This is a genomic window from Salinivibrio siamensis, from assembly GCF_001996005.1.
Classification (GTDB): domain Bacteria; phylum Pseudomonadota; class Gammaproteobacteria; order Enterobacterales; family Vibrionaceae; genus Salinivibrio; species Salinivibrio siamensis.
In genome coordinates this window covers 20,320-33,253 of sequence record NZ_MUFB01000006.1, presented here as the reverse complement: position 1 = coordinate 33,253, position 12,934 = coordinate 20,320, and the positions used below count along the sequence as shown (strand labels likewise).

The following is a 12,934-nucleotide window of genomic DNA, read 5'->3' as shown; positions in this document are numbered from 1 at the left end:
CTCACAAGGTGTTTATCCACACGAGTGGCTGGTCGTGGAGCGGGATCAAGGGCTGCGACGCCCCTGGCCAAGTGCGATCGAGTTGATGCTGATAAATCCCCAATGTATCAAGTCCTGGCACGACACCTGGGGTCAACCAATCGGCCAATCGTGATAATTGCGTTAAGCCCAAACTGGTTTCTAATGCCGAGCTAATCACTGCCGTTTTGCCCAACGCATGCGCCCGGCTCACCCATTGCTCAATGGTGGCCAGATCGCCGAGTAAACTGGGCTTAATCACCCAGGTCGAGACCCGATCGTTTTCAAGCAACGCCATATCTTGGCTATCGATTAAGCTCTCGTCCCACGCCAGGGGGTAGCCTAATGCCTGTGCCTGTACGAGCGATTGGTTAGGATCGCGACAAGGCTCTTCAATCCAGTGAATTCGCGCTTGGTGGGCTTCACTGAGCCCATTCCAAAAGCTGGCAAGTTGCTCAGGTTGCCAACGACGGTTCGCGTCAAGGCGCAGCCTCAAATCCGGCAACGCCTCTAACATGGTCGCTATCATTAACCGATCGCGGGCGACCTCATACTCCCCCACTTTAATTTTTGCCTCATAAGGCTGGCCCGCCGGTTGTTGCCCCAGCGTCACCAACAAGGCATCAGGATCCCCCGTACACACGGGCACATGACGAAAGCCTGACTGAGTGGGCAAATGCTTGTCTAACTCGGCTTGCGCGATACTTAGCCCCCATGCCACAGAAGGAGGCAGTTGTGGCATGGCAATATTACGATGATCACACCAAACCGCGGTGGCAGCAATTAACGCATGACGTGCCTCAGCAAAGGTTTCTTGGCTAAAACCGGGGAGCGGCGCTACTTCGCCCCAACCACGTTGTGCTCCCTCGCTTAATTCAACCACCAAGCCCTCTCTCTCCGTTAACGGCTGATCACGGACAAATAAACCAGCATTGACTGGCAAGGTGTAGTGATAAATCCGTGCCTGTCTCATAGTGACCTCTATGGATTACGTGGGAAACGATCAAATTCAGGGCGGCGTTTTTCATTAAAGGCATTGCGCCCTTCTTGCCCCTCATCGGTCATGTAAAACATCATGGTGGCGTTACCGGCCAGTTCTTGTAGACCTGCCTGCCCATCGCAGTCTGCATTCAACGCCGCTTTTAAGCAGCGCAACGCCATGGGGCTGTGTTGGAGCACTTCCCGGCACCAACGCACTGTCTCTCGCTCAAGCTCATCCAGTGGCACAACGGTGTTCACCAATCCCATGTCTACGGCTTCTTGCGCATTGTAGAAACGGCACAAGAACCAGATTTCACGGGCTTTTTTCTGACCCACAATCCGTGCCATATAAGACGCCCCCCAGCCACCGTCAAAGCTGCCGACCTTGGGACCCGTTTGCCCAAACTGGGCGTTGTCGGCGGCGATGGTTAAATCACACATCATATGCAATACGTGGCCACCACCGACGGCATAGCCTGCAACAGCGGCAATGACGGGTTTGGGGCAGGTGCGGATCTGACGCTGAAAGTCCAGCACGTTCAAATGGTGCGTGCCTTCATCATCTTGATACCCGCCGTAGTCACCCCGCACGGACTGATCGCCGCCGGAACAAAACGCCTTCTCTCCCAGTCCAGTGAGGATAATCACGCCCACTCGGCTGTCATAGCGCGCATCAGCCAACGCTTGCATCATTTCTTTTACCGTTTGAGGCCGGAATGCATTGCGTACCTGAGGGCGGTTAATGGTGATCCGAGCGATACCGTCGGTGGATTTATGGTATAGGATATCGCTAAACGCATGCTCAGTCGGTTCCCACTCAATCGGCGCGTAAAGCTCTTTTTCTGTCATTCCCGGCGTGACAGCCATAGTGTCTCCCCTTCCTCGGTTGCTTGGGACAAAGCCCGTCATAAAGATCAAAAGTCAAGCGAGTGCGTGACTTTGCGTGAGTACCTGCACAAACCTATCTGGATTTTCAACATGGCTGTTGTGCCCTGCCCCTTCTATCGGCGTGGCGGGGATCCCGGTGTGTTGCCATAGTGAATGTGCAAGTGAGGTAAATTTGTTGTCGTGCTCTCCACAAAGGTAGTCAATCGTGACGCCTTGTCGAAAGGCTTCACCCAGCCCCGCGCGTAAATTCGCCTGTCGGCCCAAAGAGGTCGCCAACAGCATTTTCGCCACGGCGGGGCCGTGATTATTTCCCCGCTCAAGCACTAAAGCGGTACGCTGGTCAGACGTGAGTGACTGGAAGACGGTTTGCTGGTACCAATCGTTTAACACCTCTGACAGGGTTTGATGCGCAAAGCGCGCCGCCCACTGGCTATCTTGTGCCAGCCGCTTGCGTCGTTGATGGCTATCCGCCAAACCTGGGTGACCCGCTTCCAAGAAGACCGCGCGCCAAAGACTGGGGTGAGTGCAGACAAGATGCATGGCAAGGCGCGCGCCGAGCGAGTATCCGACTAAACATGCCTTTTGATGCCCCCACACCTGGTAACACGTTTGTCGTATTGCTGCGACTGTCGTGGCAAAGTCAACGGCTTGATAGCTCACACTGCTACCATGACCAGGCAAATCAATGCACAGCCAATGACAATGGTGCATTTTATCGGTCACCGTACGCCAATCTTCTCCGCTACCTAAAAAACCATGGAGAAACACCACTTTCTTTCCATGCCGATCGCCGCCTTGTTGGTAACTAAGCATGTGTCCCCCTGGCTGCCATGGCAGCTAAGCACTCGCTGAGTACCTGTCCCGCTTCTCCGGCCGGTGTCACCACTTCAATCACATCAGCCCCAGGGGTGGTGAGTGCCTGATTCACGCTTCGCACGAGATCATCTGGGGTCGCGGGTTGATGGAAACCCAAAGAGAATTGCGCCGCGATGTGTTCAAAACCAAGATTATGCGGCATTCGGTAGTAGGTATCACAAAGGGTTTGATCAACCGGCAGCGCATCAAAAATGCCACCGCCATTGTTATTCAAGATAAGGATGGCGGCCGGCGCACACGTCTCCCGCCATAATGCAAGGCTATTAAGATCGTAAAGTGCACTGGTATCACCCAACACCACTAACATAGGCTGAGCGCGGTATCGCTGCACCCCAGCGGCACAGGCGAGTAAACCATCAATGCCCGAGGCGCCACGGTTGGCAAATACCCGATGGTGAGCAAGGTGAGACCAAATATCCGCTAAGCGGATCGCCAAGCTATTACCGATAAAAACATCCGCGTGGTGAGGCAACATCGCCGGCAGAGTTTGAAAGACATTGTGTTCCGACAAAGGGGAAGTCGGTATGGCGGCGGCCGCCAGTTGCATTTGATACTTGGCACCGTTGACCAGGGCGCATTGCCACGCGCTCACATGCGTCGAATCAGCTATCGCGTCAGAATGTGCACTGTCGACAGCATCAGTCAATGCGTTTAACCATAACCGCCACTGGGACGGCGGCACGACAAACTGTTCGACAGACAAATGATGAGGGGCAAGTGACTGTGTGTGTTCGCTGATCAGCCAGTAGTGAGCTTGCGTTTGCGCCAGCCATTGGCCAAGGCGTTTAGACACCAACCGCCCACCGAGCTGAATTACCCATTGGGCTTGATTCAATTGCTGGAAAAGATCGGGATGGTTAAGCCACAGATCGTAGCCAGGTGCACTGCTCGCCACCCCTGCCTGCGGATCGGCCAAGATAATGGCATGAAGCGCACTCGCTAACCGCTCCACGGCCTCGGACAGCCCCTCTGGCACGGCACCAAGTACAATTACCGTTCGTGGTCCTCCATCAGTCGGCGTCCACCAAGGCGGCCATTCAGGCATCGCAGAACAGCGAGCTTGATGGTGGCGGGTATAACGCTGGCCGCTTTGCCACCAGTGGGCAACAGACTCGCGAAGCTTTTCCTCCTCTGTCTCATCGCGATTGCCATAAAAAGGCTCACGAAACGGACAGTTAATGTGGACGCTCCCCCCTTGCTCAGCCTGACGTGCAAGTAGCTGATCCACTTTGGTGAGTAACGCCGGCAAAGGGATCTCAGCGGTCGGCGCCGGAAGCGCCAATTCAGCGGTCACATGAGAAGAAAACAGGCCTGATTGGGTAATCGCTTGGTTCGCGCCACAATCCATTAATTCAAACGGGCGGTCAGCAGAAAGAATCACTAACGGTTCACCGGTTAAGCCACTCTCTACCACGGCAGGCAGCAAATTTGCCACCGCAGTGCCTGAGGTCACAATCACCGCGACAGGCTCACAGATACTCTTGGCCAAACCAAGGGCAAGGTAACCCAGCCCGCGCTCATCAAAGTGACGGTGGATTGTCACCGGACGCTGGGGATGCTGACTTTGTTTCACCGCGGCCAGCGTCAAGGGTGTGGAGCGTGAACCGGGCGCGACACAAATATGCCTGATGCCTAGGCGCGATAGCTCTTCTATCACAACCTCTGCCCAGGTGTGTGTGAGAGAAAGCGACATTAGCAGGCTCCGAGTCTGATGGCGTCTTTTTCAGGCACCGTGCAAGCAGGCAAACACTGACGGAGAGTCGTGAGCTTATTGTCCAGCTCTTGCCACTCAGCATCCGGATCCGAGCCAGGGACAATACCGGCGCCGGCATATAAGTCCACGGTATTCTCTGTCACTTGTGCACTGCGTATCGCCACACAAAACTGGCTTTCACGCTGAGACAGATAACCGACCGCACCGCTATAACGGCCACGTGCAATGCCTTGCTCGGCTAAAAAGGTACGCGCATTTTCACGGGGCAACCCGGCCACCGCGGCGGTGGGCTGTAAGGCACTGAGCAGCACAGTATCATCAACACCAGGCCCGATGATGGCGCTGATTCGACGACGTAAATGCTGAAGATGGCGAAGCACAATCAGATGCGGTTCAGGGTCAACCGTAATGGTTAACGCATGACGGCGAAGTCCGGCGAAAATATCGTCCACCACCAGCTGATTCTCGTGCACGTTTTTCGTGTCACTTAATAGCCACTCGCCAAGATGGTGATCTTCACTAAAGCTTGCGCCACGACGAACTGTCCCTGCCACCGCTTCTGTGGTCACACGACAATCGCGGCGGCGGTATAGCCGCTCTGGGGTTGAGCCAACAAAAGCGTCATCAGGGCCGGTGGCAAAAAGGAAGTGAAAACTCTCGACATTGTGCTGTTGGCTATGCTGTAACAGCTGGCCGGCACTGATCGGCGCATTGAGCGACAGACGCGTTTGACGTGCCAGCACCACTTTTTGTAGTGCGGTCTGCTCCATGTGTGTCAACGCACAACGGACAGATTGACACCATTGAGCGTGGTTGGGGGTATGTGTCTCTTCACGGACAACCGCTTGCCCTGCCGCCAAAGGACGGCCTTGCCAAATCACCTGATTAAGTACCGCTTGGCTGTCACACGCCGTGGTGAGATTAATACTCAGCTGCCATTGCTGGTCACGCCTGACGAGCTCAACCACTGGCAAGAAAAAATCACCACAGCCGGGTGCATCATCAAAGGCCACACAGCCCCAAATGCGCTGGTCAGGCAACAGACTGGCTTGGGCCGCTTGTAGCTGAGAAAACTGATGGCTAGCGCCCAGTGCCAATACCTCTTCACGACCATCGCGTGATTGCCAGTAGGTTTTCGGGTAAATAGGCTGTGCATCCAACCAAGCAACGGGCGACAAATCACCTGGCCAAGTAAACGCCATGGTCAATTGTGCAGGCGCTTGACTGATCGCTACTTGGCTTTGTAAATGATTAGCCGCTTGAATCAAGGTAGTCACGACATCCTCCAACCGCCTAGGCGGCAGTGCTCTTTGCAAGTCAATCCGTACTCTTTTATGTAGCACGTTATTCTTGCTTATCAGTCTACCTGTGAGCGTCTTTTACAAATATGCGCTAGATCAGTTATCTGTCAAACTTGGTCGATTTTTTTGCGCCATTCCTGGCAGTGAAACTTTATCTGCCCAAGTCTTTCGAATTGGCAAACAAATAGTGTAAGTTACCAAAAAAGCCTAATAACAATTTTCACCTTTTTATTTACAGGAACGTTAATGCAACCTATTGGAATGTCCGCCAAGCTGGATGATGTCTGCTACGACATTCGCGGTCCAGTGATGAAAGAAGCGAAACGCCTCGAAGAAGAGGGCCACCGCATTCTTAAGCTGAATATTGGTAACCCCGCCCCGTTCGGCTTTGATGCCCCCGATGAAATCTTGGTGGATGTGATCCGCAACCTCCCCACCTCGCAAGGATATTGCGATTCAAAAGGGCTCTACTCCGCCCGTAAAGCCGTGGTGCAACACTACCAAAAGCGCGGCTTGATGGACTTAGACGTTGAAGACGTCTATTTGGGCAACGGTGCCTCCGAGCTTATCGTGATGGCCATGCAAGCCCTGCTTAATAATGGTGACGAGTTACTGGTGCCCTCACCTGACTATCCACTTTGGACGGCGGCGGCATCTTTATCAGGGGGCAAGCCTGTCCATTACCTTTGCGATGAAGAGTCGGACTGGTATCCAGACTTAGACGATATCAAACGTAAAATCACGCCCAGCACCCGGGGGATTGTCCTGATTAACCCCAATAACCCAACGGGGGCTGTCTATAGTCGCGACTTTTTGTTGCAAGTGGTGGAGATCGCGCGCCAGCATAATCTGATCATTTTTGCGGACGAAATCTACGATAAAATTCTCTACGACGGGGCGCAGCACTACTCTATCGCCACCTTAGCACCGGATGTACTGTGCTTGACCTTTAATGGCTTATCCAAGGCCTACCGAGTCTGTGGCTTTCGCGCCGGCTGGATGCTGGTCACAGGGCCGAAACAACATGCACGCGGTTACATAGAAGGCCTTGAGATGCTGGCATCGATGCGGCTTTGTGCCAATGTCCCGATGCAGCATGCGATTCAAACGGCGTTGGGGGGATACCAGAGCATCAACGAGCTTATCTTACCCGGCGGTCGGTTGCTGGAGCAGCGCGACAAAGCCTATGAGCTTATCAACCAAATTCCAGGGGTGAGCTGTAAAAAGCCGAAAGGCGCGCTCTATCTCTTCCCGAAAATCGACACCAAGCGGTATAACATTCATAACGATGAAAAGTTAATGCTCGACTTTTTATTGCAAGAGAAAGTGCTCATGGTGCATGGAACGGGCTTTAATTGGCATCAACCCGACCATTTCCGGCTTGTCACCTTGCCGCGCGTCGATGACTTGGAGATGGCTATCAGTCGCTTTGAACGCTTTCTCAGCGGGTACAGCCAAGAGAGCTAGTGGGTGTTACCTGTCGATAACGCAAGCACGTGCGACACGGCTTGCGTTATGTTATTGATCACCGTATTCCGTTTATAACGCCCTTATTCGTATGTCTCGATACTGCTCTCGCTGCCATAAAGCCCACGCCATCTGCATTTGCGATGCCATCACCAAGATTGATAATCCCAATCCCGTGATCCTGCTTCAGCACCCTGATGAAGTCTCGCACCCAAAGAACAGTGCCTGCCTGCTGAGCCTTTCGCTACAACATAGCGTGACCTTCGTCGGAGAAGATTTTAGCCAGCATTCCCCACTGAATGCGTTATTGGCGGACCCGGACATTACTTATGCCGTGCTCTACCCCGGTGAAAACGCGATGGCACTCAGTGAGATGACGGCCCAAGGTGCGAGTGCCAAACAAGGGGTTATTTTGCTGGATGGGACCTGGAAAAAAGCCTACAAAATGTATCAGTTGTCGACCAATTTACAGGCACTTCCGAGTATCCGTATTGACGCCTGTGCGCCAAGCCAGTATCAGATTCGTAAAAGTCGGAAGCCGGGTGCCCTGTCCACCCTCGAGGCCGGCTATATGGCACTGAGTCAACTCAGTGGCGACCCCACACTCTATCAGCCGTTGCTCGACAGTTTTGACCTTCTCGTTCAGCGCCAGCTCGCCTTTATACCCAATGCGAGCAAGCGCCACGACTGAGAGAGCGACTGGCTTAGTGTCCCGCACACTGAGGGCGTCATCACCCACGCTCGTCCCCGATCGCTAGCGAATCGCGTACAGCGGACCATTACTGGCAGCGGTAAACATGGTGCTGTGGAGCTTTTGCGCAAAGCTGTCAGTCATCGACGACAGGTAATCGGCAATCACTCGCATCCCTGATTGGCCGTTCGCTCGAGCGGCCAGCCAGTCGCGTCGATAATCCGTCGGCAACAAACGCTCGGGATCAGACGCAAAGGCATCAAACAACTCCATGACCAACTGTTGGCCCTTGTACTCCACCACCTGAAGCTCTGGCTGTTTAACCACAAATTCACTGACAAAGCGCTTTAGCACCTCCAAAACACCGGCCATGACCTCAGTCAAATAGGCATTCCACGCCAATAGCGGAGAGGTAAAACTGTGGGTGCCATCTTGATTGGTCGGCGCGATCTCCACTGAGGTCAATAACGTATTGACCAGGGCGCCAATCGCGTCCTTACGCTCGTACGGAGGACCAAACATTTGCTCACTTAGCTCACCAATGTTGGCCTCGAGCCATGGGTCACCACACTCTGCCAAATGGCTTGCTACTGACTCTTGCCATTGCTCCCTCGTCACTAGGCCCATCACGATGGCATCTTCCAAGTCATGGACGCCATAAGCGATATCATCGGCCAGCTCCATGATGGAGCAATCGAGTGATTTATAGCGTGTTTTGCGGTGTTGATCCGTGGCCGTGTGATCGCGAAACGCTAAAAATAACGCGCGATCCGCCTCATTTAATGGCGCGAGCACCCAATCTCGCCGCGCTTTATCATCATCATAAATGCCCTTGGCGGGTTGCCACTCCCGCGCTTTGAGATGGCGAAAGTCGTTAACGGGCGCAGGCTGATTGCCATTGTGAGCGGCACTGATCAATGCGGGGTACTTCATCACACCAAGCAAGGTGCGACGTGCCAAGTTCATCCCATGATCTTGTGTATAAGGCTCAAGCAGCGTGACAATGCGAAAGGTTTGCGCATTACCCTCAAACCCTCCGTCATTGCGCATCATGTAATTCAGTGCGATTTCGCCGCCATGACCGTAAGGAGGATGACCGATATCGTGAGCCAAACAGAGGCTTTCCATCAAACCGGTCGACGGAAGCAGTGGGCGAAATGCTGGTTGTTTCTCTTTGAGCTGCGCGACGATGCCGGTACCAATTTGCGAGACCTCAAGTGAATGGGTTAACCGAGTCCGATAAAAGTCGCTGTGCTCGGCACCGAGCACCTGGGTTTTTGCTTGCAAGCGTCGAAAGGCAGCTGAGTGCAGAATCCGCGCACGATCGCGTTGGTACGCCGTGCGTTTATCATGACGACGCTTTTTCTGCTCATTTGTCATCTGGCGAATTTGCCAGGCGTCAGATAGATCAAAATCCATCATCACTGATCTCATCCAACGACAGTGTAAAACTATCCACAAAAGTGGCCATAAAGTAATCGCTCGCCGGAGAGCGCCTTTTCTCTAACGAGGCTTCCAGCCGCTTCTTCGCTTGCTCAAACTCATGGTTCCCTGCTGCAATCTCTTCCAGGCATTTTAAATAAGCACATAAGGTGTCGGCCTGTTTCACCAGTTGGTAATCATCCGGCGCGATGTGGTCTGAGTCTATTAGCCCGCTATATTCCTCTTGTAACTCAGGCGGCAGCATCGCGATAAGCTTTTTCTCGGCCATTTTCTCTATTTTTTTATACTCCCCCGCAATGGATGGATTGAAGTACTTTACTGGGGTAGGCAAGTCACCCGTGATCACTTCGCTGCAATCATGGAACATCGCTAATACTGCGATACGCTCGGGTTGATAGTGACCATTGAAGCGTTTGTTATTGATTAACGCTAACGCATGCGCCACAAAGGCAACCTGTAAACTATGTTCAGAGATATTTTCGGCGGAAACATTGCGCATCAGTGGCCAACGATAAATCAGCTTCATTCGCGCAAGGTGGGCAAAAAAGTGGCTTTGTTTTTGAGTCATCGCATCCTGCTACCATGCTACACATCGCTGTCATTGTGTGCATTCAAGCCAGCAGACACAAGTATTATTCGCGCAAAGCGCCAAACACCACTTTGCGCGAGCGTGGTTACACCTTTATGAGGTCTCGGTTTTTATCCAATGTTGAGGGACCAATGCCTTTGACCTCCATCAGTGCGTCTGGCGAGCTAAATTCACCGTGAGCTTGGCGATACTCAATAATGGCCTTGGCCTTCGCCGGACCAATCCCCTTGAGTTGCTCTGATAACTGCTGCTCACTCGCGGTATTGATGTTAACGGAAAGACGTTCAACTTGCTCAGTCGCTTGAACGGCGTTTTCATCAGCACTCCAACTCACCGGCGCCGTCACCAACGCAAGGGCAAAGAACAGACAGGATAAAAGGTGTTTCATGATTTCACTCCTTGTAGAAATGTCAGCCTCACCCTAAGTCCGCGCTCGCCTATTTGCATGTGAGCGATAAAAGAAAAACGACGCAGGACAAAGTCCTAGCGCCGTTTTTCTTACTCAAGCAAAGAGGGTGCGAGAGAGATCGAACTCCTGCTGCCCACTCGCTTACTGGGTATCTGACTCCGCGTAAGTCACATCCACCTCTTCGCGCAACGCTTGTAAGGTCGCAGACAGTGACATGTTACTCATCGCGCGTTGAACACGCGCCGCCATTTGGCTTTGCGGGCTGATATCTGGCACCTCAGGCACCATCACCTTATCCAGTGCGACAACCACCACATCACCTTGACGGTTTTGCGTCACGCCATAGCTGGCGTTGTCAGATGCTGGCTGTGGCAGAGAAAACGCCAGCTCAGCGATGGCTTGTTGCTGAGAAACACGGTTGAGTGTGATGGGGGCACTGAAGGTGTAATCGCTCCCCGTTACCTCACCGCTTTCTTCGAGTTGGGCAATCAAGTCACCGGCGGTTTCTTTTGCTTGCTCTTGGCCTTTCTCGGCGGCGAGCGTTTCGCGAACTTGGTCTTTCACTTCCGCAAAACTAAGCTGTTTTTCCGGCTTCACATCATCAAGGCGCACAACAATCGCATGCTCACCAGACAACTCAATCAACTCTGAGTTAAGCCCGTTTTCACGTACGTCATAGCTGTCAAGTGCTTGCTGGATCTGAGGACGAGCCATCAAGCCAGTCGCCGCGTCTAACGCAAAATAATCGGTATACTGCACCTTGCTGTTCACCGCATCAGCCGCAGGCTCCAAACCATTCGCCTCTTCAAAAGCGACTTCAGCCAGTGTGGTAGACTGCGCGTAGAAACGATCCGCCGCGCGCGCTTGTTGCAATTCGGTACGGATATCGTCTTTTACCTCTGCAAGCGGTGTCACATCCGCCGGATCAATATCGTCTAAACGGATAATATGATAGCCAAAGTCAGATTGAACGAGCCCAGAGACATCGCCTTTCTCTGACAGCGCATACGCCGCTTTCTCGAACGCCGGATCCATCACATCAGGTTCAATCCAGTCCAGCGACCCACCCTGCTCAGCACTGAAGGTGTCATCAGACATTTCCTTCGCTAAAGCAGCAAATGCGGCGCCTTGATTCAGGCGCTCTAGCGCTTGCTGGGCTTTGGCTTTAGCCTCATCACCTGTCCCTTCAATCAGGATGTGGCTCACTTTACGACGTTCTTGTGAGCCATACTGAGACTGATTATCTTGGTAATAAGTCGCGATGGCTTCATCCGAGATCTGAACCTCATTAGCCAGTCCCTCTCCCGTGAGCTCTACATAAGCGACTTTGACCATGCGAGGCTGGATATAATCGTCTCGGTTAGCTTGATAGTATGCTTCCAGCTCGTCGTCCGTTAGCGATACCTGCTCTGCAAAATCAGCCACTGGGAGCGTGATGGTGCGCACTTGGCGGCTTTGCGCCTCTAAGCGATACAGATTCTCTAACTCACTGGGCAAGACAAAGCCTGAGCCTTGTAGGCCATTAACCAGCTGCTGACGCATTAAGTCTGTGCGCATATAGTTGGCAAATTCATCGGCACTCATGCCCGTTTGGCGCAGAGCGGCTTGATAACGATCGTTATTAAACTGCCCGCCTTGACGGAACTGTGGCATCGCTCTAATCGCTGCTTTGACTTGCGCATCACTCACACGCAAACCGAGTTCGCTAGCCGCCTGCTCTAACAGCAAGTCATTGATCATTCGATCTAAGATGTTTTGACGAAAACGCTTCACATACTCTGGGTTGCCCAGCAGTTGGTTAAACTGCTCTCCGGCTTGTTGCTGCATACGAGCACGTTCGTTTTGATAAGCTCGATCGAGCTCTGCACGGCTGATTTCTTTATCACCGACGGTTGCAGCGGGCGGGTTGGAACCGCCTGCCAGATAGCTGCCGACACCGGCAAAAGCAAAGGAAAAGATGATAAGGCTTAAAATGATCTTCACCGCAAGACTATTGGTGCCTTCGCGTATACGTTCCATCATAACTGGCCGGTACTCCAACTGGTTTGGGCTGGTTGTCTTTCAACTAAAAAGGCGCATCATGTGATGCGCCTTTACGCTCTTGTGCGCCGAATTATACGCGGTTGTTAGTGGCTTTGCAGCTCTAGCGCCCCGTCAAACGCGAATAATTCGGCAGCGAGTCACGAGGATTACTCGTTAACGGCGTCTTTTAACGCTTTACCCGCTTTAAAGCCTGGTACTTTGGCCGCCGCGATATCAATTTCAGCGCCCGTTTGTGGGTTACGGCCCTTGCGTGCAGCGCGTTCGCGTACAGAGAAGGTGCCAAAGCCCACTAGCGCGACCTGGTCGCCTGACTTCAATGTGTCAGACACCGCCTCTACGAAGGCATCCAATGCACGGTTTGCTGAGGCCTTAGAAATATCCGCACCTTCTGCAATATGATCAATCAGTTCCGACTTATTCACTTTTTCATCCCCTTAGATTACATCTCCGCAAACCTATCAATGTTGCGGTATTCAATAACAGACGCTTTGTCGACGAAAGACGTTGAAAGCGC

Annotated in this window: 12 protein-coding genes; 2 read left to right on the top strand and 10 right to left on the bottom strand. The window is 52.9% G+C overall.

From position 1 onward, the window contains the following. Nucleotide 1 precedes the first annotated feature (1 nt). Genes menC through BZG73_RS04520 form a run of 5 tightly spaced genes read right to left on the bottom strand, consistent with a single transcriptional unit; the run spans nucleotide 2 to nucleotide 5,754 of the window. Entirely contained in the window at nucleotides 2-991 is a 990-nt protein-coding gene (menC, locus tag BZG73_RS04540) for an o-succinylbenzoate synthase (RefSeq protein WP_077578048.1), read from the bottom strand. Between the two features lie 8 nt (nucleotides 992-999). Further along, nucleotides 1,000-1,866, bottom strand: a complete 867-nt coding sequence (gene menB, locus BZG73_RS04535) for a 1,4-dihydroxy-2-naphthoyl-CoA synthase (protein WP_077638789.1) — start codon at nucleotides 1,864-1,866, stop codon at nucleotides 1,000-1,002. 54 nt (nucleotides 1,867-1,920) lie between these two features. Next, the gene (gene menH / locus BZG73_RS04530) at nucleotides 1,921-2,700 is read right to left on the bottom strand and encodes a 2-succinyl-6-hydroxy-2,4-cyclohexadiene-1-carboxylate synthase (RefSeq protein WP_077638788.1); all 780 of its coding nucleotides are present in this window, start codon (nucleotides 2,698-2,700) and stop codon (nucleotides 1,921-1,923) included. Next, nucleotides 2,693-4,456 (bottom strand): 2-succinyl-5-enolpyruvyl-6-hydroxy-3-cyclohexene-1-carboxylic-acid synthase, encoded by a 1,764-nt coding sequence (gene menD / locus BZG73_RS04525; protein ID WP_077638787.1) that lies wholly within the window; start codon nucleotides 4,454-4,456, stop codon nucleotides 2,693-2,695. Before menD ends, menH begins: the two co-directional genes overlap by 8 nt. Then, nucleotides 4,456-5,754, bottom strand: coding sequence for an isochorismate synthase (locus BZG73_RS04520; RefSeq protein WP_235606015.1), 1,299 nt, complete (start codon nucleotides 5,752-5,754; stop codon nucleotides 4,456-4,458). Before BZG73_RS04520 ends, menD begins: the two co-directional genes overlap by 1 nt. Nucleotides 5,755-6,024: 270 nt before the next feature. Here BZG73_RS04520 and BZG73_RS04515 point away from each other — a divergent pair, with 270 nt between their 5' ends. Both BZG73_RS04515 and BZG73_RS04510 read left to right on the top strand, forming a co-directional pair. Next, nucleotides 6,025-7,245 carry a pyridoxal phosphate-dependent aminotransferase gene (locus tag BZG73_RS04515; RefSeq protein ID WP_077578044.1) on the top strand — a complete coding sequence of 407 codons (1,221 nt, stop codon included), beginning with the start codon at nucleotides 6,025-6,027 and terminating at the stop codon, nucleotides 7,243-7,245. 91 nt (nucleotides 7,246-7,336) lie between these two features. Beyond that, nucleotides 7,337-7,936 (top strand): tRNA-uridine aminocarboxypropyltransferase, encoded by a 600-nt coding sequence (locus BZG73_RS04510; RefSeq protein ID WP_077667705.1) that lies wholly within the window; start codon nucleotides 7,337-7,339, stop codon nucleotides 7,934-7,936. Nucleotides 7,937-7,999: 63 nt separating this feature from the next. On the opposite strand, the gene BZG73_RS04505 is transcribed toward BZG73_RS04510, so the two are convergent. From BZG73_RS04505 to BZG73_RS04485, 5 genes are all read right to left on the bottom strand, one after another. Further along, complete coding sequence (locus BZG73_RS04505; protein ID WP_077667704.1) at nucleotides 8,000-9,358, bottom strand: anti-phage deoxyguanosine triphosphatase; 1,359 nt, start codon at nucleotides 9,356-9,358, stop codon at nucleotides 8,000-8,002. After that, nucleotides 9,345-9,947: a 5'-deoxynucleotidase gene (gene yfbR / locus BZG73_RS04500; protein ID WP_046075260.1), complete on the bottom strand. Its 603-nt coding sequence runs from the start codon at nucleotides 9,945-9,947 to the stop codon at nucleotides 9,345-9,347. The genes BZG73_RS04505 and yfbR overlap by 14 nt, the downstream gene beginning before the upstream one ends. Nucleotides 9,948-10,053: 106 nt before the next feature. Beyond that, on the bottom strand, nucleotides 10,054-10,356 hold the full coding sequence (locus BZG73_RS04495) for a ComEA family DNA-binding protein (protein WP_046075259.1): 303 nt from the start codon (nucleotides 10,354-10,356) through the stop codon (nucleotides 10,054-10,056). Between the two features lie 162 nt (nucleotides 10,357-10,518). Next, on the bottom strand, nucleotides 10,519-12,399 hold the full coding sequence (gene ppiD, locus BZG73_RS04490; RefSeq protein ID WP_077667703.1) for a peptidylprolyl isomerase: 1,881 nt from the start codon (nucleotides 12,397-12,399) through the stop codon (nucleotides 10,519-10,521). A 167-nt stretch (nucleotides 12,400-12,566) separates the two neighbouring features. Further along, nucleotides 12,567-12,842 carry an HU family DNA-binding protein gene (locus tag BZG73_RS04485; protein ID WP_046075257.1) on the bottom strand — a complete coding sequence of 92 codons (276 nt, stop codon included), beginning with the start codon at nucleotides 12,840-12,842 and terminating at the stop codon, nucleotides 12,567-12,569. Nucleotides 12,843-12,934: the final 92 nt, after the last annotated feature.

Excerpts from the sequence above, each read along its gene's own strand:
- menC (WP_077578048.1), bottom strand. The coding sequence starts at position 991 with ATGAGACAGGCACGGATTTATCACTACACCTTGCCAGTCAATGCTGGT.
- menB (WP_077638789.1), bottom strand. The coding sequence starts at position 1,866 with ATGGCTGTCACGCCGGGAATGACAGAAAAAGAGCTTTACGCGCCGATT.
- menH (WP_077638788.1), bottom strand. The coding sequence starts at position 2,700 with ATGCTTAGTTACCAACAAGGCGGCGATCGGCATGGAAAGAAAGTGGTG.
- menD (WP_077638787.1), bottom strand. The coding sequence starts at position 4,456 with ATGTCGCTTTCTCTCACACACACCTGGGCAGAGGTTGTGATAGAAGAG.
- BZG73_RS04515 (WP_077578044.1), top strand. The coding sequence starts at position 6,025 with ATGCAACCTATTGGAATGTCCGCCAAGCTGGATGATGTCTGCTACGAC.
- BZG73_RS04510 (WP_077667705.1), top strand. The coding sequence starts at position 7,337 with ATGTCTCGATACTGCTCTCGCTGCCATAAAGCCCACGCCATCTGCATT.
- BZG73_RS04505 (WP_077667704.1), bottom strand. The coding sequence starts at position 9,358 with ATGATGGATTTTGATCTATCTGACGCCTGGCAAATTCGCCAGATGACA.
- yfbR (WP_046075260.1), bottom strand. The coding sequence starts at position 9,947 with ATGACTCAAAAACAAAGCCACTTTTTTGCCCACCTTGCGCGAATGAAG.
- BZG73_RS04495 (WP_046075259.1), bottom strand. The coding sequence starts at position 10,356 with ATGAAACACCTTTTATCCTGTCTGTTCTTTGCCCTTGCGTTGGTGACG.
- ppiD (WP_077667703.1), bottom strand. The coding sequence starts at position 12,399 with ATGATGGAACGTATACGCGAAGGCACCAATAGTCTTGCGGTGAAGATC.